Here is a 24,175-nt window from a genome sequence, read left to right on the forward strand (position 1 = left end):
GTGCGAGTGGGAGCGGAACCGGCCTACCGCCCGATCGGGTTCGCCATCGCCCCCGCCCGGATGAGCGACGCCGATTGGTCCGCCAGGTCGACCATCGACAGGGTGTTCCGTAGCTGCAACCGGTTCAGACACGAGTGCTCGAACGTCGGTACCCGCAGGTCCAACGGTCGGCGGCGGTCCGGGTGTGCAGCGGCGTGCGCGTCGATGCACTCCCCCACGACCTCCCAGAACCGGCCCTCGGGCAGGACCCCGTCGTCGTCGAGGATCGCGGCGACGAACCGCAGCACCCCGTCGAACACGTCGGTGAACACGGCGAGCGCTGCTTCGTCGTCGGACACCGGGTGCACGATCCGGTCGATGTCGGCCGGCACCGGGCGGTCGTCGTGCCGCCCGAGCACCGCCGCCTCTTCCCCGATGTCCTTCATCACGGCACGGACGACGGCGCCGTCGCGCACGACGAGCACGAGGTTCTCGCCGTGCGGCATGAACACCAGGTCGTGCACGGTCAGGCAGTGCACGACGGGCAGCAGGTACGCGTCGAGCCAGCGCCGCACCCACGCGTCGGCGGGTAGCCCCGACGCCTCGATCAGCGCGGAGACGACGGCGTCGCCCGAGGCATCTCGGTGCAGCAGCGCCGCCATCGTCAGCAGTCGCTCGCCGTCCGTCACCCGCGGCAGCGGGCTCTCCCGCCACAGTGCCGCGAGCATCTTCCGCTGCGGCGAGGACACGTCGACCCGGTGGTACGCGTCGCCGGTGTACCCGATGGCGGCGTGCTCCCGGAGCACCGAGAACCCGACGGACGCGAGTGTCGGGTCCGCGGAGACGATCGACGCGACCCAGTCGTTCACGGCCGGGGTGTTCCGCATGTACGCGGGCGACATCCCCCGCAGGAAGCCCATGTTCTGCACGGCGAGCGCCGTCTTCACGTACGAGCGCGTCGGATCGGTTCGGTTGAACGCGGTGCGGATGGACTGCTGCGGCTGGTACTCGTCCGGCCCCTCGCCGAGGTCGACCAGGTCCTGGCGTCCCAGGTCGGGCGCGAAGGTCACGGCGATGCGGTGCTGCCACTGCCAGGGGTGCACGGGGAGCCACACGTAGTCGTCGGGGTCGAGCCCGCGACGCTCCAGCGTGGAGCGGAACCCGGCCACGACCGTCTCGGAGAGCTCCGACTCCCAGTGCGCCTGCTCGGTCCGGTCGGCGGCGAGTGCCAGGTGCGTGTGCGAGCGTCGGGCGGCGAGCCACCGGTAGCGGAACCGGCCGCCGGACTCCGGCGCGAAGGCCCGGTACTCGTCGAGCCCGAACCCGATCCGCCCGTTCGCGGCGACGAAGGCCGGGTGCCCTTCGGTCATCGCCGACTCGACGTCCTGGAAGGACGCGGTGACGCCGGCGACGCCGCCGTCGGACCGCCCGCGCGCCAACTGCGCGGCCGAGGGCCCACCCCGCCGGTGCTTCGCGGCGGCGCTCGCCAGGGTCGAGGCGATCTCCTCCAGGTACGTGCCGAGCAGCTCGTCCGGGATCCCGAGCACGTCGCGCAGTTCGAGTACGAGGTCCTGGGCGCTGAGCGCGACCGGGGCACCGCCGCGGGTCCGCGTGAGCGAGGCCTCGTCGATCGACCAGTGCTCGAGCACGTGCTGCCGCGCTCGGAACCGGTAGGTGGAGTCACCCGCGTCCAACCGCCAGCCGTCGCCGTCCTGCGTGGGCGCGATCAGCCGCTCGTGCGTGAACTCCGCGATGGCCTTCGCGACGAGGTGCCGCTCAGCGGGTTCCAGGTGCTCGGGCCGCAGGTGCGCGGCCGGCCCGTCGACGTCGGACACACCGATGCGGTCGGTCTCGAGGACCGACAACAGCGCCCGCTTGCCGTCGACGTCGACCGCTCGCAACGCGCGGAACCCGACCTCGGCGTTCTTCGCCTGCACCGCGGTGTTCCGCACGTCCGGTTCGACGACGATCCGACGTGCCCCGAGGGCGTCGCGGCAGTGCTCGACGACGGCGCGCATCACGGCGCTCGTCAGTCCGTGCACGCGGCCCCCGGCCGGCACCGGCGCGACGAGCAGGTGCATGCCGACGTCGCCGGGCTCCGCCGCCCACACGTCGGTGAGCAGGACGGCCGAGGGGTCGTAGGTCTCGGCCAGGAAGCACGGTTCGCGGTCGCGGCGGCCGAGCCACGCGGCCTGCGCCGGGTCCGCCTGCACGCCGGTCAGGTAGTCCCGGACGCCGTCCACGTCGAGGTCGCCCATCTCCCACCACGACGACGCGGGGTGGGCGAGCCACGACTGGACGACGGCGGCGTCGCGGTCCGGGTCCACGGGTTCGACGGTCAGGAGGCCCGGAGCGGCTCCGGTGGACACCGTCGCCTCGGGCGCACCGGCCGGTGCAGTGCTCGTCACATCGGCGCTCATGCGGGCACCTCCGCGCGCTCGGTGACCTGCCGGTCCGGCGCGCGGTGCGCACCGGCGACCGGGGCCGTCGACTGGTCCGTGTCGGGCAGGCCGAACTCCTGGAAGGCGATCCGGGCCTCCAGGCCGTACACGGGGCGACCCGTGACGGACCGGATGATCGACGCGTTCCGCCACGCGCCCATGCCGAGGTCGGGCGCGGTCAGGCCGTGCGTGTGCTCCTCGGCGTTCTGCACCCAGATGCGCCCGCCGAGGGTGTCGGCGTGGTGGTCGCGCGCGACGGCCAGGCGACCCTGGGAGTCGCGGGCGACGAGGTGCTCGACCGGGTCGAGGAACCGCGGCGCCCGTGGTCGGTAACCGGTGGCGAGGACGAGCCGTTCGACCTCGTGCTCGTAGGTCTCGCCGAGCTGCTCGTGGCGGAGTGTCAGCCGGTACGTGCCCCGGTCGGCGAGCCACTCCGCGTCGACGACGCTGGTCTCGGTGCGCAGGCTCGTCGGGATCGGGCCACGTGCGCTGATCCGGTACAGCTGGTCGTAGAGCTCGTCGACGAGGTCGGCACTGATGCCCTTGTAGAGCCCGCGCTGCTCGCGCCCGAGGTGGTCGCGGACGGCTTCGGGTAGCGCATGGAAGTGGTCCGTGTACTCCGGACTCGTCATCTCGAGGGTGAGCTTCGTGTCCTCCATCGGGAAGAACCGCGGCGACCGGGTGATCCAGTCGAGGCGGTAGCCGTCCTGCCGGATGTCCTCGAGCAGTTCGCGGTAGACCTCGGCGGCGGACTGCCCGCTGCCGACGACGGCGATCGACCCGGCGTCGCGCAGGGCGTCCCGGTTCGGCAGGAACTCGGCGGAGTGGATCGCCGGCCCGGCGATCTCGCGCAGCGGGGCAGGGACCGACGGCTCCGTGCCGATGCCGACGACGACGTGGCGTGCGCGGTACGTCTCGGGACCCTGATCGGTCTCGGCGTGCACCGTGAACACGTCCGTCGTCGGGTCGTGCACGACCGCCGTGACGGACCGACCCCAGCGGAGGGTGTCGAGCTGATCGGCGGCCCAGCGGCAGTAGGCGTCGTACTCGCTGCGCAGGGGGTGGAAGTCCTCACGGATGTAGAACGGGTACAGGCGGCCGGTCTCCTTGAGCCACGCCAGGAACGAGAACGGCGACGTCGGATCCGCCATCGTCACCAGGTCCGCCATGAACGGCACCTGGATCGTGGCGTCGTCGAGCATCATGCCGTGGTGCCAGGCGAAGCCGTCGGCGCCGTCGAGGAACACCGCGTCGAGGTCGTCGAGCGGGTCGGTCAGGCAGGCGAGGCCGAGGTTGAACGGGCCGATGCCGATGCCGATCAGGTCGTGCACGGTGCGGTCGGTGGTCATCGCGTTGCTCCTTCCGGGGCGGTGGTGGTCGCGCGGACCCGTGCTGCCGTCGCGGCGACGTGGTCGAGCGAGGCACGCATCTGCGCCGGGGTCGTCTCGGGGTTGAGCAGGGTGAGCTTGTTGCACGGGCGGCCGTCGATCACGGTCTTCGCGATGAGGACCCGGCCCTCGGCGAGCAGGGCTGCGCGGATCGGGGCGACGAGCGCGTCGGCCTGCTCGTCGGTCACCCCGGCCGGCTGCCAGCGGAACAGCACGGTGCTGAGCTGCGTCGGGGCGACGAGCACCAGGTCGGGGTGCTCCTCGACGATCCGGTGGGTGGCGGCGGCGAGGTCGATGACGGCGTCGAACGCGGTGCCGATCGCGTCGGCGCCGGTCGCGCGCAGGGTGGCCCAGAGCTTCAGGGCGTCGAAGCGACGGGTGGTCTGCAGCGACTTGTCGACCTGGTTCGGCTCGGCGGCGTCCTCGGGGTTCAGGTAGTCGGCGTACCAGGCCGTCCGGCGCAGGTCGGCCGGGTCGCGGACGAGCAGTGCGCTCGAGGACACCGGCTGGAAGAAGGACTTGTGCAGGTCGGTCGTCACGCTGCGCGCCCGCTCGATGCCGGCGAGCAGGTGCCGACGCGTCGGGGACACGAGCAGTCCGCAGCCGTATGCGGCGTCGACGTGCAGCCAGACGTCCTCGAGGTCGCACACGTCGGCGATCGGCTCGATCGGGTCGATGACCCCGCGGTCGGTGGTACCGGCGGTCGCGACGACCGCGATCGGGGTCCCGCCCGCCGCCCGGGTCAGGGCGATCGCCTCGGCGAGGGCTGCCGGCCGCATCCGACCGGCGGAGTCCGTGGCGACGTCGACCACGGCCTCGAGCCCGAGGAGCCGAGCGGACTTCGCGATGCTGAAGTGGGTCTCCGCCGTCGTGAACACGGTGCCGGCGACGCCGACGGCTTCGCGTGCCAGCAGCAGCGCCTGCAGGTTGGACTGCGAGCCACCCGAGGTGAACACTCCGTCACCGGCAGCGAACCCAGCCCTGCGGGCCAGCCAGTCGACCACGTGGCGTTCGATGTCGGTGCCGATGCGGGACTGGTCCCAGGTGTCGACCGACGGGTTCACCGCCGCGAGGACGGACTCGGCGGCGACCGCTGGGAGCGCGACCGGGCAGTTCAGGTGCGCGAGGTAGCCGGGGTCGTGGAACCACACCGCCTCGCGGACGAACAGGTCGTCGAGTTCGGCGAGCGCCTGCTCCGTCCCGACCGGGGCGGCGTCCAGGTCGACGGCGCGCACCCGGTCGTGGAGCGCACCCGGGTCGGTCGCGGTCGTCGGGCGGTCCACGGTGGCGAAGCGGTCGGCGAGCCGGTCGACCATCGACCCGACCGTCGATCGGTAGCGCTCGGCGGTGGCCGCGGTCAGGATCTCGATGGGGGCTGTCTGATTGAGAGCTGTCACGTTAGGTAAGGCTAACCTCACCTTGTTTTCGGTGTCACCCGAACAGGGGTGGACTCTCAGGTCTCGGGCGTGGCGCGACGCCCTCGTGCCCACGACGAACGCACCCCGCCGGGGAACCGGCGGGGTGTACGGACGTTCAGCCAGCTCTGGCTAGAGCTTCTCGATCGGAGCGATCTTGATGAGCAGCTTCTTGCGACCGGCGGAGTCGAACGCGATCTCCGCGATGCGCTTCGCGCCCTGGCCGGTCACCGCGGACACCGTGCCCTCACCGAAGTCGACGTGCGTGATGCGGTCACCGGCGACGAGTTCCATGTCCCCGTTGTCACGGACCTGGCCGGACACCCGGTTCGCCCACTCGGTCTTCGGGCGGGTCTTCGACGCGGCTGCCGCACGGTCGTACGAGCCACCGCCCCAACCGCCGCCACCGCGGTACCCACCGCCGCCGCCACCGCCGATGCCACCCTCGCGCTTGGCGTTCAGCGCACGAGGCTGCGTGCCGCCACGGCTGTTCGCCATGCCCGGCGACTGCTTCCACTCGATGAGCCCCTCGGGGATCTCCTGCAGGAAGCGCGACGGCATCGCGACGTTGACGTCGCCGAACTGCGCGCGCGTCATCGCCAGCGACAGGAACAGGACCTTCTTCGCGCGGGTGATGCCGACGTAGAACAGGCGGCGTTCCTCGGAGGGGCCACCCGGCTCGTTCGCGGACATCCGGTGCGGCAGCAGGTCTTCCTCGACCCCGGTCAGGAACACGGCCTCGTACTCCAGACCCTTGGCCGTGTGCAGCGTCATGAGCGACACCGTGCCCGACGAGTCGTCGAGCTCGTCCGCCGCAGCCACCAACGAGACCTCGGTCAGGAAGTCCGTCAGCGTGCCCTCGGGGTTGTTCTTCTGGAACTCGCGCGTCACCGCCACGAGCTCGTCGATGTTGTCGGCGCGGGCGGCGTCCTGCGCGTCGGGCGACTTCCGCAGGTTCTCGAGCAGGCCGGAGCCGTCGAGCAACTGCGTCAGGGTGTCGACGACCGGCTGGGTCTGGGCCTTCTCGGACACGGAGTCGAGCAGCGCGGCGAACGCCGTGATGGCGTTGCGGACCTTCGGGCCGAAGCCGAGCTCGTCGGCGTGCCGCAGGGCATCGCGCATCGTGGTCTCGTGCTCGTCGGCGTAGCGCTGCAGGGTCGTCTCGGTGACGGAGCCGATGCCGCGCTTCGGCACGTTGAGCACCCGACGGAGCGCCATCGGGTCCGCCGGGTTCGCGACGGTGATCAGGTACGCCATGGCGTCCTTGATCTCGGCACGCTCGTAGAACTTCGTGCCGCCGAGCACCCGGTACGGGATGGCGGCGCGGATGAAGATCTCCTCGAGCGCACGGGTCTGCGAGTTCGTCCGGTAGAACACCGCCATGTCGCGGTAGTCCATGCCGTCCTCGCGCAGGCGCTGGATCTCGTCGGCGACGAACTGTGCCTCGTCGTGGCCGGTGTACCCGGTGAAGCCGACGATCTTCTCGCCAGCGCCGACGTCGGTGAACAGGTTCTTCGCCTGACGGTCGAAGTTGTTCGCGATGACGGCGTTCGCCGCGTCGAGGATGGTCTGCGTCGACCGGTAGTTCTGCTCGAGCAGGATCACCTTGGAGTTCGGGAAGTCGCGCTCGAACTCGACGATGTTGCGGATGTCGGCCCCACGGAACGCGTAGATGGACTGGTCCGAGTCACCGACGACGGTCAGGGACGCCCCGGCGATCGAGCCGTCGCGCTCGCGCATGCGGGCGACGTGCTGGCCGGAGTCCTCGAGCTTGTCGACCTGCTCGACCGGCACCGGACGCGTGAGCTCGCGGATCAGTGAGTACTGCGCGTGGTTCGTGTCCTGGTACTCGTCGACCAGGATGAAGCGGAAGCGCCGCTGGTACAGCGCAGCGACCTCGGGGAAGGCCCGGAACAGGAAGACGGTCTGGCCGATGAGGTCGTCGAAGTCGAAGGCGTTCGCCCGGCGCAGGTCGTTCGTGTACCGACGGAAGACCTCGGTGAACATGACTTCCTGCGGGTCGTTCACGTTGATGTTGCGCGCGTAGGAGTCGATGTCCTGCAGCTCGTTCTTGAGCTTCGAGATCTTCGACGCCGCTGCGCCCACGGTGAGCCCGAGCGTGTCCGCCTCGAGGTCCTTGATGATCCGCTTCAGCAGGGCCTTGGAGTCGGCGGAGTCGTAGATCGTGAACGACTGCGCGAACCCGAACCGCTCGGCCTCGCGCCGGAGGATGCGCACGCACGCCGAGTGGAACGTCGAGATCCACATGCCGTCGGACTCGCCGCCGACCAGCGCCCGGACACGCTCGCGCATCTCGGCCGCGGCCTTGTTCGTGAAGGTGATCGCGAGGATCTGCGACGGCCAGGCTTCACGGTTGGCGAGCAGCAGCGCGATGCGGCGCGTGAGGACGCTCGTCTTGCCGGACCCGGCGCCGGCCACGATCAGCAGGGACTCGCCGCGGTACTCGACGGCTTCCTTCTGCTGGGGGTTCAGGCCCGCGGTGAACGGGTCTTCGTACGCACGGGCACCGGCGCCCGGCTCGGGCGTCGATTCGAAGGGGTCGAGCACGATCGTCATGTTCGGGACAGTCTAAGCGGGACCCCCGACAGCCGACCGGGCGAGGACCGCCAGGTCGGTGTGGTCCGCGAACACCCCGTCGAGACCGGTCCGGATCACCGAGGTGTACCAGCGCTCCCAGTCCCCGAAGGCCGCGACGTCCCCGCCCCGGCGCAACGGCCCGGGCAGGAACCGGTTCTCCGGCCGGAGGGTCCACGTGTAGACGGCGAGCCCCGCCGCATGGGCACGGTCGACGAGCGCGCTCCGCACCGGCGTCGGGTCCTCGAGCGCGACGCTGTCCACCCCGGCCATCAGCGTGCCGAGGTCGACGCTGATGCCGTGGAACTCGGTCGCGAAGGCCGCGAGGGCGTCCTCGGAACGCTCCGCGGCGTAGGTGGGAGCCAGCGATCCGTGGGACGCGACCTCGTCGGCGGCGCTGCCACGGGCCTCCTGGAGGTACACCAGCCGACCACCCGTGTGCCGCTCGCGCAGCTCGCGGAGCACGCCTTTCTCGAAGCTCTCGACCGTGAGCCGCTCGTCCCGGCGCCACCCGGCGTCACCGAGCGTGCGGTCGACGAGTTCGCCCATCGGGAAGCCCGCGCGGTCGAAGAACGCCGCGTGCTTGACCTCGGCGACCAGCCCGACCGGACGAGGCGCGGCGTCGAGGATCGCGAGCAGGTCCTCGAGGCGCAGGATCGGCTCCTCGCCGTCGTGCTCGGCCGACCCGGGCCGCAGGGCGGGCAGACGTTCCCGGGTGCGGAGCGTCTGCAGCTCGGCCCAGGTGAAGTCCTCGGTGAACCAGCCGGACAGGCTCTGGCCGTCGACGGTCTTCGTCGTGCGCAGGTGCCGGAACTCCGGGTGGTCCGCGACGTCGGTGGTGCCGGACACCTCGTTCTCGTGGCGGAGCACGAGCACGCCGTCCTTCGTGGGCACCAGGTCCGGCTCGATCGCGTCGGCACCGAGCTCGATGGCGAGTTCGTACGCGCTCCGCGAGTGCTCGGGGCGGTAGCCGGACGCACCGCGGTGGGCGATCACGAGGGTCATGGCGCGACCCTACTGGGACAGGGTGACGGCGGACCGTCCTGTGTCGCGGGACACACGCGCCCGGCCGGAGCCCGTGCATCTCAGGATCGGCGCTGACCATCACTGCATGACCGTCCGATCGCTCTCCACCGCCGTCGAGGCCCGGATCGACCGTGCCGCCCGCCGACTGCTCGACGCCGGGCACCAGCCGCACCGGCCCGTCCGGCTGTTCGTCACCGATTTCCTGGTGTTCGGCGCGAAGCAGGCGTGGGCGTGCGCGTTCGGGGCGCTGCTGCTCGGCTCCATGGCCGTGGTGCACCTGACCGTGCCCGTCGCCTTCCGGAACGACGCGCTGACCGTCGTGGCGGTGCTGCTGCAGCTCGGCATGCTCGTGTTCGGGCTCGAGACCGTGCGGGAACTCCGGGTCGTCCTGCTCTTCCACGTAGTCGGCACCGCCATGGAGGTCTTCAAGACGCACATGGGCTCGTGGTCGTACGAACCCGGCGGGCTGTTCGTGATCGCCGGGGTCCCGCTGTTCTCCGGGTTCATGTACGGCGCGGTCGGGTCGTACATGGTCCGTGTGCACCGCCTGTTCGACCTGCGGTTCGACCGGTACCCCCGGCAGTGGCTGCTCGCCGTCGTCGCTGCCGGCGTGTACCTGAACTTCTTCGGGCACCACTTCCTGCCCGACGCCCGTTGGGTCCTGCTCGCGCTCGTCGTGCTGCTCTTCGCCCGCACGACCATGCACGTCCGGATCCACCGGGCGACGGTGCGCATGCCGGTGCTCGTGGCGATGGGACTCGTCGCCGTGGTCATCTGGTTCGCCGAGAACGTCGCGACCTGGGCCGGAGCGTGGAGCTACCCCGCGCAGCTCACCCTGTGGCAGCCGGTTGCCCCGACCAAGATCGTCGCCTGGTTCCTGCTCATGACGATCTCGGTCGCGCTCGTGACCTGGCTGTACCCGGTGGTGCCATGGGGGTCGGCCCGCTCGACGGCGGACTCTCGACGTCTTCGAGGCGTGCGTGCAGCGGGCGCCCATAGGCTGCCCGTCGTCAGGGCCCCCGGGCCCGTGTCCGCTCGCCGCGAATCCTCAGCCTTCCGCGACCGAGCGCACCTAGGCTGAGAGGACTCATATCTCCGAGGAAGAGGACACCATGGCCTTCAAGCCCGGTTTCGACCAGTCCCCCGCCTTCAACGCCCAGGGACCCAACACCGGGGGCGGGCGCGGCGCTGGTCAGCAGCAGGCCGGCTGGGGACAGACCCCGCAGCAGGCACAGGGCGGGATGACCCCCGAGCAGCTGCAGTACATGTACGACCGCCCGGCGGCATCGACGGTCGACACCGACCGCATGTCGTACGAGGACACCATCGTCAAGACGCTGCTCGCCTTCGGCGTGCTGCTCGTCGGTGCGGTGGCCGGTTGGAACCTACCCCCGATCGTCTGGATCATCGGCGCGATCGTCGGCTTCGTCCTGGCGCTCGTGAACATGTTCAAGAAGAAGCCGTCACCCGGCCTGGTCCTGGCGTACTCGTTCGCCCAGGGGCTGTTCGTGGGTGGCATCTCCGGCGCGTACAACTCGATGTGGGGCGGCATCGTCACGCAGGCGGTGTTCGGCACGCTGGCGGTCTTCGGCATCACGCTCGCGCTGTTCGCCTCCGGCAAGGTCCGTGCGACGCCCAAGGCCACGCGCTTCTTCCTGATCGCGATGGTCGGGTACATGGCGTTCTCGCTCGTGAACCTGGTCCTGATGTGGACCGGCGTGACGAACACCGCGTTCGGTGCCCTCGGGATCACGCTCTTCGGCATCCCGCTCGGCGTCCTCATCGGCATCTTCGTCGTCGTCATGGCGGCGTACTCGCTGATCCTCGACTTCGACCAGATCCAGACCGGTGTCCAGCGCGGCGCTCCCCGGATCTACGCGTGGACCGCGGCGTTCGGCCTCATCGTGACGCTCGTCTGGCTCTACCTCGAGATCCTGCGCATCCTCGCGATCATCGCGAGCAGCGCGCGCAACTAGTCCCACCGCGTCCACGAAGGGCCCCGGCGCTGCCGGGGCCCTTCGTCGTTCCCGGATCAGTGGGGCTGTGGGGCTGTGGGGTTGTGGTGACTCGCCGTGCCCGAGGCGCCGAGGTTCCACAACACGCCGCCGGTGCGACGCCGAGGTTCCACGGGTACCCCGGAGGAGGCGCGAGATGCCGAGATTTCGGAACCTCGGGGAAGCCCGACGCGCGCCCCGACGCGTGCCCGGAAGCGCGGAGGCCCGGCACGCAGTGCGTGCCGGGCCTCCGGTCGTTCAGGGGAGCGTCACTCCCACTCGATCGTCCCCGGCGGCTTCGACGTGACGTCGAGCACGACCCGGTTGACGTCGGGCACCTCGTTCGTGATGCGGTTCGAGATCTTCGCGAGCACGTCGTACGGCAGGCGCGTCCAGTCGGCGGTCATGGCGTCCTCCGACGAGACCGGACGGAGCACGATCGGGTGCCCGTACGTGCGACCGTCACCCTGGACACCCACGGAGCGGACGTCGGCGAGCAGGACGACCGGGCACTGCCAGATCTCCCCGTCGAGGCCGGCCGCGGTGAGTTCCTCGCGCGCGATCTTGTCGGCCGCGCGGAGCAGCTCGAGCCGCTGCTTGTCGACCGAACCGACGATGCGGATGCCGAGCCCCGGTCCGGGGAACGGCTGGCGGCCGACGATGACCTCGGGCAGACCGAGCTCGCGACCGACGGCACGGACCTCGTCCTTGAAGAGCGCACGGAGCGGCTCGACGAGCTCGAAGGTCATGTCCTCGGGCAGGCCACCCACGTTGTGGTGCGACTTGATATTCGCGGTACCGGCTCCGCCGCCGGACTCGACGACGTCGGGGTAGAGCGTGCCCTGCACGAGGAACTTGACCTCAGCGTCAGAGTCGGAAGCCTGGGCCTCGAGCACCAGCGCCTCGGCCGCGGCCTCGAACGTCCGGATGAACTCGCGCCCGATGATCTTGCGCTTCTGCTCGGGGTCGCTGACGCCGGCGAGGGCGTCGAGGAACTGCTGCTCGGCGTCGATCGTGATGAGCCGGACCCCGGTGGAGGCGACGTAGTCCTCTTCCACCTGCTTGCGCTCGTCGGCGCGGAGCAGCCCGTGGTCGACGAAGACGCAGGTGAGCTGGTCTCCGACGGCCTTGTGCACGATGGCTGCGGCGACGGCGGAGTCGACACCACCGGACAGGCCGGCGATGACGCGGTTCGACCCGACCTGGGCCTGGATCCGGGCGACCTGCTCGTCGATGACGTTGCTCGAGTTCCAGTCACCGGGCAGCCCGGCGGCGCGGTGCAGGAAGTTCTCGAGGACGGCCTGGCCGTGCTCGGAGTGCTTCACCTCGGGGTGCCACTGCACGCCGTAGAGCTTGCGCTCGTCGGAGGCGAAGGCGGCAACGGGGGTCGAGGCGCTCGATGCGAGGACCTCGAAGCCCTCGGGTGCCTTCGCCACGGAGTCGCCGTGCGACATCCACGTGACCTGGGACACGGGCTGCCCACCGAGCAGGACGCTGTCGGTCCCGCTGACGTCGACGGACGTGGCGCCGTACTCGCGCAGGCCGGTGTTCGCCACCTCGCCACCGAGGGCGGTCGCCATGGCCTGGAAGCCGTAGCAGATGCCGAGCACGGGGACACCGAGCTCGAGGATGTCGCCGTCGAGTGACGGGGCACCGTCCTCGTAGACGGACGACGGACCACCGGACAGCACGATGGCTGCCGGGTCCTTGGCGCGGATCTCGTCCGCGGTGATGTCGTGCGGGACGATCTCGCTGTAGACGTTCGCTTCACGGACCCGACGCGCGATGAGCTGCGCGTACTGGGCCCCGAAGTCGACGACCAGGACGGGACGCTGTTCGGTCTCGCTCACCGAGCGGCCTCCTTCTCACGCTGCTGGGCAGCGATCAGCTCGTGGTAGGTGTCCATGGCCTTCTGCTGCATGCGGTGTTCGACCACGAAGGACATGAACGGGATGATGCCACCGAGGGCGATGAGCAGGAAGCGGGAGGGCCTCCAGCGCATGATGCTCCACAGACGGAAGTCCGTGAAGAGGTAGAGGACGTACAGCCAGCCGTGCGCGATGAGGATCGCGATCGACAGGTTGAACGTGCCGGGTGCTTCGCCGGCCGTGCCGTTCGGCACGAAGAACGGGCCGTTGCCGAGCTGCATCTCGAGCTGGAGCGGCGTGTACTTGATGATGACCTCGATCACGAGGGCCAGCAGCAGCACACCGGTGATGTACGCGGAGACGCGGTACCACTTCACCGCACCCGGGATCTTCGGGACGTCGCGGGTTCGGACGGTCAGGGCCATGACGACCAGCCTACCGTCGGTCGGCGAGGGCCCCGTCGACGCTGAGGGCAGCCTCACGCCGCTCCTCTTCCTCGCGCTCCCAGGCGTCCTTCACGAACCGGTACCAGAGGAACACCGCGAAGCCGGCGAAGACGACCCACTCGATCGCGTAGAACAGGTTCAGCCAGTCGAACTGGACCTCGCGCGACGGCGCGCGGTCGGCGATGGTGCCGAGGTCGGCGGCCTGCGCGGTGGCACCGTCGGCGACGACGTACCCGAGGTACATCCGGTCATCGAAGGCCTGCCACGTGTTCACGAAGCGCGCCGGTGCCACGGCGGAGTACTCCGCCTGCTTGTAGGTGTCCTGGTCGGGCGACTCGGCCGGGTAGTAGCGGCCCTGCACCGTGATCGTCTGTCCTTCCGCCAGGCGGTCACCACCGGCGACGGCGGCTGACCGCTGGTCGGACCAGCCGATGACGACCGGGAGGCTCGCCCCACCATCCGAGTCCACCATGTGTCCCACGGTCTGGTACGTCCCACCCCCGGTGCGGCCGGTCAGGATCGTGGTGTCGCCGGCGACGAAGGTGCCGGTGACGGTGACCTTCTGGCCGGCGATGGTCTCGCTCGCGGGCTCTTCGGGAGCGGTGATCGCCTCGAGCGTCTTGCGGGTCTCGGTGGTCGCCGGCAGCGGTTTGCCGTTGGCGATGCTCCGCTCGAGCTGCCACTTGCCCAGCCCCGCGAACACCGCCGCCAGCACGAGCGCCAGCACCAGCAGCGCGATCCACCTCGGTCGTCGGGCAACGGCCCACATCTGTATCAGTACTCCGGATCGCGCTGTCGGACCGGACGCTCGGGGCGCTCGGTGGGGATCTCGACGGGCGACGTGACGGGTTCGTCGGTCGCCTCCGGGGACCCATTGTCCTGCTCGTCCCTGCCAGCGGCCTCCACGAGCGCGAACTCCTCCGCGAACTGGCGGTCCCGCTCGGCACGGCGGGCCGCGGCGGCGGACGCTGCTTCGTCCGCCTCGGCCTCGGCGGCCTCGGCGGCGGCAGCCGCGGCGACCGCACGACGACCGCCGAGCCGCCCGCGCAGGCGGGCGAGGCGGGCGGGACGCACCACGAGGCGGCCGATCCGCTCCGAGTTCACCGCGAGCAGCGGCCCGAGGATCGCCATGACGAGGACGTAGAGGCCCGCGAACGCGGTGATCCGCGCCTCCAGTCCGGCGGCAGCCGAGAGCGTCGCGAGGATCAGCGCGAATTCGCCACGGTTCACCAGGATGACCGCGGTGTTGATCCCCTGCTGGACGTTGAAGCCGTTCATGCGCGCGACGATCTGCCCGGCGACCGCGTTCAGCACGACGGTCATGCCGATCGCACCGAGGACCGGCCAGAGCACCTCGCCGAAGGTCGACAGGTCGAGACCGAGCCCGAAGTTCACGAAGAAGAACGCGGCGAAGACGTCACGCATCGGCAGGGCGAGCTGTTCGATGCGGTCGCGGTACCGGGTGGCGCCGCAGAGCAGGCCGATGACGAAGGCGCCGATGGCGTCGGTCACGCCGAGCAGGTCGCCGATGCCGCCGAACATGACGGCGAGCCCGAAGAACAACACCGTGAACAGTTCGTCGTCACGCGTCGCGAAGATCTTCGACACCCACTTGCCGGCGAACCGGGCGAGCGTGAACATCACGATCAGGAAGCCGAACGCGAGCGCGAGCTTGCCCACGACGGCCCAGGCGTTGGTGTCGCCGGACAGCACGACGGAGACGATCGCCAGGTAGATGGCGATGAAGACGTCCTCGATGACCGTGACGCCCAGGATCATCGGGGTCTCGTCGTTCGCGAGCCGTCGCAGCTCGATGAGGAGCTTCGTCACGATCGCGCTCGACGACGTGGCCGTCATGCCGGCGATGATCAGGGCTTCTCGGGTGCCCCAGCCGAGCGAGAACCCGAAGGCGAAGCCGACACCCATGTTGATGACGACGTAGGTGCCGCCCGACACGAGGAGTTTGCCGGCGTTGCCGTAGAACTCCTCTTGGTCGAACTCCAACCCGAGGTTGAACAGCAACAGGATCAGCCCGAACGTCGCGATGAGCTCGATCGTGTGCGACTCGACGTTCAGGCCGATCCACGGAGTGTGCGGGCTCGCGATGAGCCCGACGACCATGTAGATCGGGATCGCCGGCAGACCGATGGTCTTGCCGAGCCGCCCGAGCACGTAGGCGATGACGAACAGCACACCGATGGTGAGCAGTTCACCGCCCAGGTGCATGCCCTAGCTCTTCCGCGGGGCCTCGGCCGATGCGGCCGCAAGCTCTCCGCTGCGGTAGAAGGAGAAGGCCTTGGCGACCTTCTCGGGGGAGCCGGCGACGACGATGGTGTCCCCGGGGAACACGACGAAGTCCGGCGAGGGTGCCGGGTTGGCGCTGTCGCCACGGACGACGGCCACGACGGTCAGGCCGATGAAGCCGGAGTCGTGCAGGTCGCCGAGGGGCTTGCCGGCGATCGCGTCGTCGTAGTCGACCGAGAACCAGTCGATGGACAGGCCGGGGATCTCGTCGAGCTTGTCGAGGCCCTCGGTGATCCGGGTGCCGCCCAGGAGTTCGGCGAGGGTGTGCGCCTCGTCCTCGCTGAGGCGCAGCGAGACCTTCTCGGACTTGTCCGCGCCGTCGGAGACGTCGGCGAACGAGATGAGGTCGGAGTGACCCGACCGGTGCGTGATGACACCGCACTTGCCACCGTCGTCGGTGTAGAAGCTGTGCAGCACGCCGACTCCGGGGAGTTTGACGCGATGGACGTCGACCATGATGGCTCCCTTTTCGAGTACTCCCATGCTAACCACCGCACGGCCCGGCGCATTCCGGTCGCTACTGTTCTGTGGATGGGGAACACTCGGATCGTCGTCGGGGTCGTCGGGACGCTGGTCGTCGCGCTGTACGCGGGGTTGCTGGCGCTCAACGCGCTCGTGCTCGATCCGCTCGGCGCGGTGCCCAGGCAGTCGCTCGGTGCGATCTACGGCCACCTCGACGCGCAGGGGTACCAGGTGCGGACCGACGTCGTGGCGGTGCTCGTCATCGCGGCAGTCGGCATCGCGTTGGCGGTCACCGTCCTGATCGTGACGCTGGTCCGGCGGACGACGGCGCACGTCGCCGCCGCCTGGCTGCTGGCGATCGTGGCCGCCGGCGCCGTCCAGGTGTTCGGTTCCGGGTTCCAGCTCGGGATGGACGTGGCCGACGGCTACGGCATCGGCGGCGAGGACCACACCATCTGGGCCGGTGTCCTCTACAGCACCAGCCTCGTGGCTCTGGTCGCGATCCCGGTCGTGCTCGTCGTCGGCGAGCGACGCCGTGGTCGCACCGTGGCGGGGACGCTGGCCGCCTGACGGGTCGCTACTCCGGCTCGCTCGTCTTCTCCCCCACCACCTGCTCGTCCGACGCCTTCGCGCCCTCCGCGCCGCTGCTGCGGCCGCCACCCACGACGACGTCGTCCTCGTCGAAGCCGAACGCGATGTCCGGCGCCTCGAGCCGCACGCGGTCGGCGCTCTCGTCGTCGGGCTGCAGCTGCGACTCGCGTTCCGCAGCCACGCGCTTCAGGTAGTTCGACACCTCGTGCTCGGTCGTCTCCTGGTCCCAGCCGAGCACGTCGGCCATGAGCTTCGCGGCGACCGGGGCCGCCGACTCACCGCGGTCCCAGGCCTCGATCGAGATGCGGGTGCGGCGGGCGAGGACGTCCTCCAGGTGCAGGGCCCCCTCGTGCGAGGCGGCGTACACGACCTCGGCACCGATGTAGTCGTCGGCGCCCGGCAGCGGCTCGGCCAGGGTCGGGTCCTGCTCGACGAGCTGCAGCACCTCGGTGGCCAGGGTGCCGTAGCGGTTCAGCAGGTGCTCGATGCGGACCTTGTGCACGTTGAAGCTGCGGGCGGTCCGTGCGCGACGGTTCCACGCGGCCGGGTACCCCTCGGCCCCGAGCAGTGGGATGTCCTCGGTCGTCGACGCCGGGATCTTGCCGTCCATCGCGGCGACGGCCTCGTCGATTGCGTCCTTCCCCATCACCCGGTAGGTCGTCCACTTGCCGCCGGCGACGACGACGAGCCCGGGCACGGTGTGCGCCACGACGTGCTCGCGGCTGAGCTTCGAGGTCTGGTCGGACTCCCCCGCCAGCAACGGCCGGAGGCCCGCGTAGACACCCTCGACGTCCTCGCGGGTGAGCGGGACGCGGAGCACCTTGTTGACGTGCTCGAGGATGTAGTCGATGTCCGCAGCGGTCGCCGCCGGGTGCGCCTTGTCGAGGTACCAGTCGGTGTCGGTCGTGCCGACCAGCCAGTGCCGGCCCCACGGGATCACGAACAGCACGCTCTTCTCGGTGCGCAGGATCATGCCCATGTTCGACTGGAACCGGTCGCGCGGGATGACCAGGTGCACGCCCTTCGACGCCCGCACCTTGAACTGCCCGCGGGTACCGATCATCGCCTGCGTGTCGTCCGTCCAGACACCCGTGGCGTTCACGACCTGCTTCGCGCGGATCTCGAACCGCTCCCCGGTCTGGATGTCGTGGGCCTGCGCGCCGACGACGCGCTCCCCCACCTTGATGAAGCCCTCGATCCGGATCCGGCTCGCGGCATGGGCACCGTAGGACACCGCGGTGCGGACGAGCGAGGCCACGTAGCGGGCGTCGTCGACCTGGGCGTCGTAGTAGGTCATGCCGCCGACGAAGGCGTCCTTCTTGAGCGACGGCATCGAGCGGAGCACCTGCGTGCGGCTGAGGTGCCGGTGGTGCGGGACCCCGGGCGGGCGTCCACCGGACCAGCTGAAGGCGTCGTACATCGCCATGCCGATGCCGATGTAGAACCGCTCCCACACGCGGTGGTTGAGCGGGTACAGGAAGCGCACCGGCTTCACCAGGTGCGGGGCGATCCGCTGCAGCAGCAGCCCGCGTTCGATGAGGGCCTCGCGCACGAGCCCGAAGTTCAGCTGCTCCAGGTAGCGGATGCCGCCGTGCACGAGCTTCGACGAACGGCTCGACGTGCCGGAACCCCAGTCGCGGGCCTCGACGATGCCGACGGTCAGACCGCGGGTGACGGCGTCGAGCGCACTGCCCGCACCGACGATGCCGCCGCCCACGACCAGGACGTCGAGCTCCTTCGTCTTGAGGGTCTCGATCGCGGCCGCGCGTTCGTCGGGGCCGAGCTTGGCCGCGGGGTCGAACCCCGCTCCTGGCACGACGTCGCCAGGACGTCCGGCCGAACTGGTCTGCTTCGTGGTGCTGGACTTCGCCATCGTCGCCTCCGGGTCACGGTCGGCGCCGAGGCGTCACCCGCGTCGGTGCACGGGTGCCACCAGGATCACTGGTGGTACGGCGCCACGACCACTTCTACTCGCTGGAACTCCTTGGCGTCGGAGTATCCGGTCGTCGCCATCGATCGGCGCAGCGCACCGACGAGGTTGGCACGGCCGTCGTGGGTCGGCGTCGGACCGTTCAGCACGTTCTCGAGCGGGGCGATCGTGCCCACCTCGACCCGACGACCTCGGGGCAGCTCCGGGTGGTGCGCCTCGGCACCCCAGTGGAAGCCGCCGCCGGGCGCCTCGGTGGCACGGGCGAGCGCGGTGCCGAGCATGACGGCGTCGGCGCCGACCGCGATCGCCTTGACGATGTCGCCGGCGGTGTCGAGACCGCCGTCGGCGATGACGTGCACGTAGCGGCCGCCCGACTCGTCCAGGTAGTCACGACGGGCGCCGGCGACGTCGGCGACCGCGGTGGCCATCGGCGCGTGGATGCCGAGCGCGGCGCGCGTGGTCGACGCAGCGCCGCCGCCGAACCCGACGAGGACACCGGCGGCACCGGTGCGCATCAGGTGCAGCGCCGACGTGTAGGTCGAGGCACCGCCCACGATCACCGGGACGTCGAGCTCGTAGATGAACTTCTTGAGGTTGAGGGGCTCTTCGTTCTGCGACACGTGCTCGGCCGAGACCGTCGTGCCGCGGATGACGAACAGGTCGACACCGGCGTCGACGACCGTCTTCGAGAACTCCTGCGTGCGCTGCGGGCTGAGCGAGCCGGCGACCGGGACCCCGGCGGCACGGATCTCGGCCAAGCGGGCGGTGATCAGCTCCGGCTTGATCGGCTCGGAGTAGATCTCCTGCATGCGCTTCGTGACGTTGCCGTCGGTGAGCGACTTGATCTCGTCGTAGTAGGGCGTCGGGTCCTCGTACCGGGTCCACAGCCCCTCGAGGTCGAGGACGCCCAGGATGCCGAGCTTGCCCATCTGGATGACCGTGGCCGGCGAGGACACGGAGTCCATCGGCGCGGAGAGGATCGGCGACGCGAAGGTGAACGCGTCGATCGACCACTGCACGCTGACGTCGCGCGGGTCACGCGTCCGCCTGGAGGGGACCACTGCGATGTCGTCGAACGCGTACGCCCGACGTCCGCGCTTGCCTGCACCGATCTCGACTTCGCTCACCCGGCAAGCCTACCGGGCGGGTCCGGGGGCGTGCACGGACCGGACGGTGCGGTCAGCGCTGGCGGCGCGGGGTCCGGCGGCGCTTCCGGAGCGCACGCAGCACGAGACCGAGCAGCAGCGCGAGCACCACGAGCACCACCAGGAGCGCGGCCGCCACCTTCACGAGCAGCGCCGCCCCGACGAACAGCGCGATGAAGACCACCCACACCAGGGCGTCCATCGCACCCGCCGACAGTCTCTGCACCTGCGGAACGATACCGACCCGGCGAACGCGGGGCGGGCCTCCCGTCCGGTCCGGACCCGGCCACGCACCGTCGCGAGCCGACGGGGCCCCACGCACCGTCGCGAGCCGACGGAACCCCACGTGCAGGAGCGGGGCCGTGCGGCGCGAAGCGACCACGCACGGCCCCACCCGTCGCGGATACCACCCCCACAGCGGCACCCGCAGTCGACACAGCGCGCTAGCGCCCTGCGTCGACGTCCTTGGCGAGCGTCCCGAGGTACAGCTCGATGACCTTCGGGTCGTCCGCGAGTTCCTTCCCCGTGCCCGAGTACGCGTTCCGCCCCTGGTCGAGCACGTACCCACGATCGCAGATCTGCAGACAGCGTCGCGCGTTCTGCTCCACCATGACGATCGACACACCGGCCTTGTTGATCCGTCGGGTCCGCAGGAACGTCTCGTCCTGCCGCACCGGCGACAGGCCCGCGCTCGGCTCGTCGAGCAGGAGCACCTTCGGGTCCATCATCAGCGCGCGTGCCATCGCGACCGACTGTCGCTCACCGCCGGACAGGGAGCCGGCCCGCTGGCCGCGCCGCTGCGCGAGCACCGGGAACAGGTCGTAGATGACCTCGAGTCGCTCGGCGAACTTGCGGGGCCGCAGGTACAGCCCCATCTGCAGGTTCTCCTCGATGGACAGCGAGGGGAACACGTTGTTCGTCTGCGGGACGAAGCCGACGCCGGCCTGGACGAGCTTGTTCGCCTTGAGGTTCGTGATGTCCTCACCCTGCAGCGTGACCGATCCCTCGCGGATCGACACGAGACCGAACAGGGCCTTGAGCAGCGTGGACTTGCCCGCACCGTTCGGTCCGATGATCCCGATCAGCTCGCCGGGGTAGCAGTCCAGGTCGCAGCCGTTCAGGATGTTCACGCCCGGCAGGTACCCGGCGACGAGGTTCTTCGCGCTCAGCACCGGCTCGCGTTCCAGCGTGGCCGCCTGGGACGGATTGGAGGCGCTGCTCGCGTTCGTGGGGTCGACTGCGTCCGTCATCGGGTCTTCTCCTCTGCTGCTGCGTCCGCCGCGTCTTCTTCCGCGACTTCCTCCGCGAGTTCCTCGAAGGTCTCCTCGGTGAGGAGCGAGTCGTCGCCCAGGTCGGTGTCGTGGTGCGCACCGAGGTACGCGTCGATGACCGCCTGGTCGTCCATCACGGTGTCGGCCGGCCCCTCGGCGACGACCTTGCCCTCGGCCATCACGACCACCCAGTCCGAGATGTGCCGGACCATGTGCATGTCGTGCTCGACGAAGAGCACGGTCATGCCGTCGTCGCGCAGGGACTGGATGTGCCCGAGCAGCGACTGCGTCAGCGCGGGGTTCACGCCCGCCATCGGCTCGTCGAGCATGATCATCGTCGGGTCGGACATCAGCGCCCTGGCCATCTCGAGGAGCTTCCGCTGCCCGCCCGACAGCGAGCCGGCGTAGTCGTCGGCCTTGTCGTCGAGCTTGAAGCGGGCGAGGAGGTCCTCGGCCTTCGCGGTGATCTCGCGCTCCCGCTTCGCCCACACGGGCTTGATCAGCGCCGCGAAGAAGTTCTCGCCGGGCTGGTCGCGGGCGCCGAGGAGCATGTTCTGCATGACGGTGAGCCGCGACAACGCCTTCGTCAGCTGGAACGTGCGCACCATGCCGCGGTTGGCGATGTGGGTCGCACTCGTCTTCTGCAGGGTCGCGCCGTTGAACTGCGTCCTCGCGCCGGGGCTCGGCTTGTCGAAGCCGGTCAGCAGGTTGAAGAAGGTCGTCTTGCCGGCACCGTTGGGGCCGATCAGGGCCGTGATGGAACCGCGCTGGACCTCGAGGTGGTCGACGTCCACGGCGGTCATGCCGCCGAAGTGCCGGGTGACGCCGTCGACGGTGAGGATCGGGTCGGCCTTCGTGTAGCCGTAGGTCTCAGACACTGAACGTCAGCTCCTTCTTGTTGCCGAGCAACCCCTGTGGACGGAACACGATCAGGAGCATGAGCGCGACGCCGACGAGCACGTAGGAGAACTGCTCCGCCTGCTGCGCGTTCATGATCGAGTCGGGGATGAAGTCGCCGGCCAGGGTGCGGATGAAGAGGCGGAGGACGAAGAAGAGCACGGCGCCGAGCACCGGACCGAACACCGTCGCGGCACCGCCGAGGATGAGCGCCGTCCAGATGAAGAACGTCATCGAGCGGCCCATGGCGTCCGGCTGCACCGAGCTCGGCAGGACGTAGATGATGCCCGCGATCGCACCGAGTGCGCCACCGAACACGAGCGCCTGCATCTTGTACGAGTAGACGTTCTTGCCGAGGGAGCGGACGGCGTCCTCGTCCTCGCGGATCGCCTTCAGGACACGACCCCAGGGGCTGCGCATGAGCAGGAAGAGCACGAGCGTGAACAGGGCGACGAGCGCCCAGGCCGCGATGCGGATCCACCAGCCGTTGACACCGTTGTTGGCGTAGGTGAACCAGAGGATCGTCGTGGTGCCGTCGGGCAGCGGGCTCAGGGCGGTGAAGGGGTCGCGGTAGCTCGACCCGGTGATGCCGTTCGAGCCGCCGGTCGTCGTGGTGAGCAGGCTCGAACGGCCGACCATGCGGATGATCTCGGCGCCGGAGATCGTCACGATCGCCAGGTAGTCGCCGCGGAGCCGCAGGGTCGGGACGCCGAGGATGATCGCGAACACGATGGCGACGAGCAGGGCGATGAGCACCGCCATCACGAACGGCAGCCCGTTGGTGATCGAGATCGCGAAGCCGTAGGCACCGAGCAGCAGGAACGCCGCCTGGCCCATGTTCACGAGCCCCGTCAGGCCGAAGTGCACGTTCAGTCCGATGGCCGCCAGCGCGAACGCCGCCGTGGTCGGGGCGAGGGCCTCCTGGGTGAGCGAGGACAGCAGGTTGAGGATGTAGTCCATGCGCGTGCTCCCTTAGCCGACCCGCTCGGCGCGGCCGAAGATGCCCTGCGGCCGGAACAGCAGGATGAGGATGAGGATGACGAGGGCGGTGGCGTACTTGAAGTCACCGGGGAGCACGAGGTTCGTGAGCTCGACGACGACGCCGATGATCATCGACCCGACGAGTGCGCCGTAGGCCGTGCCGAGGCCACCGAGCGTGACCGAGGCGAACATGAGCAGGAGCAGCTGCAGGCCGGTCTGCCAGTTCACGCCGTTCAGGACGAGGCCGAGCATCACGCCGGACAGCCCGGCGAGACCGGCGGCGAGCGTCCACACGAAGCGGATGACCCGGTCGACGTCGATGCCGGACGCTGCGGCGAGGGCCGGGTTGTCCGACACCGCGCGGGTGGCCCGGCCGAAGCGGGTCTTCGCCAGGAACAGCCCGGTGGCGACCAGGACGACGAGCGCGATGCCCATCGCCACGTAGGACTGCACCGTGAGGGTGACCCCGGCGAACCGGACCGTCTCGGGGTTGCCCTGCTGGATGCGGACGGTCGCTGCGCCGAAGAAGTACTGGAACGCGTACTGGGCGGCGATCGACAGACCGATCGTCACGATCATGAGCTGCGTGAGGCTGATCCGCTTGCGCCGCAGCGGTCGCCAGATCCCGGCGTCCTGCAGGTACCCGGTCGCCGCGCACAACAGCGTGACGACGATGCCGGTCACCCAGATGTTCCAGCCGAGCTGGTTCGCGAACACGTAGGCCAGCAGCCCGCCGAGGGTGACCTGCTCGCCGTGCGAGAAGCTCGACAGCCCCGTCGTGCCGTAGATGAGCGAGAGGCCGATCGACGCGAGCGCGATGAGCAGGCCGAGGCGGATGCCCGAGGCGAACTGCTGCCATGCCCGCTGCGGGCTGACGCTCGACGAGTCGGACGTGGTCGTCGCGCCCTTCTGGTCGGACAGCTGGAAGATCTGTCCGACGTTGGCGTTCAGCGTCGCCTGGACCTTGCGCTCGGCGTCGGCTGCGTTCGTCAGGTACTGGCCCTTCGGCAGGGTGGCCTGGTCGACGCTGACGGTGTACTCGCCGGCCTCGTCGACGCTGACCGACCAGCGGCCGTCGGCGTTCGTCGTCGCCGTCTCGGCGAAGCCACCGGGGCCGGCGACGTCGACGTCGACGTCCTCGGCCGGTTCGCGCTCGGAGTCGGTGATCGTGCCCTGGATGCACCCGTTGTCGGGGCTGACGGTGCAGGACTGACTGGTCGCCGGCGCCGACGTGGCGCTGAAGGCCGGCAGGGTGACCGCCCAGTCGATCAGGAAGGTCGCCAGGAACGCGGCGACGAGCACGGCCGCGAGGACCGGTCGACGTCGCGCCTGGCGGAGGCGGAACAGACGCGGCTGCGCCCGTCCCGGAGGAGTGATGGATCCCACGGAAGAGCCTCTCGTTCGGATGACGAGGAACCTATGGGGATTTTGTGACACCCGTG

General features: G+C 69.9%; 20 protein-coding genes. 3 read left to right on the forward strand and 17 right to left on the reverse strand.

The window, feature by feature from the left end; all coding sequences use genetic code 11:
- Positions 1–23 precede the first annotated feature (23 nt).
- The 5 genes from KZI27_RS18495 to KZI27_RS18515 all read right to left on the reverse strand — a co-directional run bounded on the left by KZI27_RS18495 (position 24) and on the right by KZI27_RS18515 (position 8,823).
- Entirely contained in the window at positions 24–2,399 is a 2,376-nt protein-coding gene (locus KZI27_RS18495) for a GNAT family N-acetyltransferase (RefSeq protein WP_222658758.1), read from the reverse strand.
- Positions 2,396–3,769, reverse strand: coding sequence for a lysine N(6)-hydroxylase/L-ornithine N(5)-oxygenase family protein (locus tag KZI27_RS18500; protein WP_222658759.1), 1,374 nt, complete (start codon positions 3,767–3,769; stop codon positions 2,396–2,398). Before KZI27_RS18500 ends, KZI27_RS18495 begins: the two co-directional genes overlap by 4 nt.
- Positions 3,766–5,124, reverse strand: a complete 1,359-nt coding sequence (locus KZI27_RS18505; protein WP_222661492.1) for a pyridoxal phosphate-dependent decarboxylase family protein — start codon at positions 5,122–5,124, stop codon at positions 3,766–3,768. Before KZI27_RS18505 ends, KZI27_RS18500 begins: the two co-directional genes overlap by 4 nt.
- 231 nt (positions 5,125–5,355) lie before the next feature.
- Complete coding sequence (locus tag KZI27_RS18510) at positions 5,356–7,800, reverse strand: ATP-dependent helicase (RefSeq protein ID WP_222658760.1); 2,445 nt, start codon at positions 7,798–7,800, stop codon at positions 5,356–5,358.
- Between the two features lie 12 nt (positions 7,801–7,812).
- Positions 7,813–8,823 carry a glycerophosphodiester phosphodiesterase family protein gene (locus KZI27_RS18515; RefSeq protein ID WP_222658761.1) on the reverse strand — a complete coding sequence of 337 codons (1,011 nt, stop codon included), beginning with the start codon at positions 8,821–8,823 and terminating at the stop codon, positions 7,813–7,815.
- Between the two features lie 106 nt (positions 8,824–8,929).
- On the opposite strand from KZI27_RS18515, the gene KZI27_RS18520 reads away from it, so the two are divergent.
- Both KZI27_RS18520 and KZI27_RS18525 read left to right on the forward strand, forming a co-directional pair.
- Positions 8,930–9,925: a DUF817 domain-containing protein gene (locus KZI27_RS18520; RefSeq protein WP_222658762.1), complete on the forward strand. Its 996-nt coding sequence runs from the start codon at positions 8,930–8,932 to the stop codon at positions 9,923–9,925.
- A 31-nt stretch (positions 9,926–9,956) separates the two neighbouring features.
- The gene (locus KZI27_RS18525) at positions 9,957–10,820 is read left to right on the forward strand and encodes a Bax inhibitor-1/YccA family protein (protein WP_222658763.1); all 864 of its coding nucleotides are present in this window, start codon (positions 9,957–9,959) and stop codon (positions 10,818–10,820) included.
- A 287-nt stretch (positions 10,821–11,107) separates the two neighbouring features.
- On the opposite strand, the gene guaA is transcribed toward KZI27_RS18525, so the two are convergent.
- The 5 genes from guaA to KZI27_RS18550 are packed head-to-tail and all read right to left on the reverse strand — an operon-like array spanning position 11,108 to position 15,912.
- Positions 11,108–12,688 (reverse strand): glutamine-hydrolyzing GMP synthase, encoded by a 1,581-nt coding sequence (gene guaA, locus KZI27_RS18530; RefSeq protein WP_123311811.1) that lies wholly within the window; start codon positions 12,686–12,688, stop codon positions 11,108–11,110.
- Positions 12,685–13,131, reverse strand: coding sequence for a DUF3817 domain-containing protein (locus KZI27_RS18535; protein ID WP_123311809.1), 447 nt, complete (start codon positions 13,129–13,131; stop codon positions 12,685–12,687). The genes guaA and KZI27_RS18535 overlap by 4 nt, the downstream gene beginning before the upstream one ends.
- 10 nt (positions 13,132–13,141) lie before the next feature.
- Positions 13,142–13,921 (reverse strand): SURF1 family cytochrome oxidase biogenesis protein, encoded by a 780-nt coding sequence (locus KZI27_RS18540; RefSeq protein WP_222658764.1) that lies wholly within the window; start codon positions 13,919–13,921, stop codon positions 13,142–13,144.
- Positions 13,922–13,926: 5 nt separating this feature from the next.
- On the reverse strand, positions 13,927–15,378 hold the full coding sequence (locus KZI27_RS18545) for a cation:proton antiporter (protein ID WP_222658765.1): 1,452 nt from the start codon (positions 15,376–15,378) through the stop codon (positions 13,927–13,929).
- A gap of 3 nt (positions 15,379–15,381) precedes the next feature.
- A complete protein-coding gene (locus tag KZI27_RS18550; protein WP_071260110.1) occupies positions 15,382–15,912 on the reverse strand; it encodes a cation:proton antiporter regulatory subunit in 531 nt (176 codons plus the stop codon).
- Positions 15,913–15,987: 75 nt separating this feature from the next.
- Here KZI27_RS18550 and KZI27_RS18555 point away from each other — a divergent pair, with 75 nt between their 5' ends.
- Entirely contained in the window at positions 15,988–16,488 is a 501-nt protein-coding gene (locus tag KZI27_RS18555; RefSeq protein ID WP_222658766.1) for a hypothetical protein, read from the forward strand.
- 7 nt (positions 16,489–16,495) lie between these two features.
- Here the strand turns inward: KZI27_RS18555 and KZI27_RS18560 are convergent, their stop codons facing one another.
- The 7 genes from KZI27_RS18560 to KZI27_RS18590 form a co-directional block, all read right to left on the reverse strand.
- Positions 16,496–18,382 carry a glycerol-3-phosphate dehydrogenase/oxidase gene (locus KZI27_RS18560; protein WP_222658767.1) on the reverse strand — a complete coding sequence of 629 codons (1,887 nt, stop codon included), beginning with the start codon at positions 18,380–18,382 and terminating at the stop codon, positions 16,496–16,498.
- Between the two features lie 65 nt (positions 18,383–18,447).
- Positions 18,448–19,566 carry a GuaB3 family IMP dehydrogenase-related protein gene (locus KZI27_RS18565; protein WP_123311799.1) on the reverse strand — a complete coding sequence of 373 codons (1,119 nt, stop codon included), beginning with the start codon at positions 19,564–19,566 and terminating at the stop codon, positions 18,448–18,450.
- 52 nt (positions 19,567–19,618) lie between these two features.
- Positions 19,619–19,810, reverse strand: coding sequence for a hypothetical protein (locus KZI27_RS18570; protein ID WP_222658768.1), 192 nt, complete (start codon positions 19,808–19,810; stop codon positions 19,619–19,621).
- A 217-nt stretch (positions 19,811–20,027) separates the two neighbouring features.
- Entirely contained in the window at positions 20,028–20,834 is an 807-nt protein-coding gene (locus tag KZI27_RS18575; protein WP_261783970.1) for an ABC transporter ATP-binding protein, read from the reverse strand.
- Complete coding sequence (locus KZI27_RS18580; protein ID WP_123293178.1) at positions 20,831–21,733, reverse strand: ABC transporter ATP-binding protein; 903 nt, start codon at positions 21,731–21,733, stop codon at positions 20,831–20,833. Before KZI27_RS18580 ends, KZI27_RS18575 begins: the two co-directional genes overlap by 4 nt.
- The gene (locus tag KZI27_RS18585) at positions 21,726–22,712 is read right to left on the reverse strand and encodes a branched-chain amino acid ABC transporter permease (RefSeq protein WP_123311797.1); all 987 of its coding nucleotides are present in this window, start codon (positions 22,710–22,712) and stop codon (positions 21,726–21,728) included. The genes KZI27_RS18580 and KZI27_RS18585 overlap by 8 nt, the downstream gene beginning before the upstream one ends.
- Before the next feature lie 12 nt (positions 22,713–22,724).
- Positions 22,725–24,119, reverse strand: a complete 1,395-nt coding sequence (locus KZI27_RS18590) for a branched-chain amino acid ABC transporter permease (RefSeq protein ID WP_260232981.1) — start codon at positions 24,117–24,119, stop codon at positions 22,725–22,727.
- Positions 24,120–24,175: the final 56 nt, after the last annotated feature.

Origin of the sequence: Curtobacterium sp. TC1 (assembly GCF_019844075.1) — a bacterium.
GTDB lineage: Bacteria > Actinomycetota > Actinomycetes > Actinomycetales > Microbacteriaceae > Curtobacterium.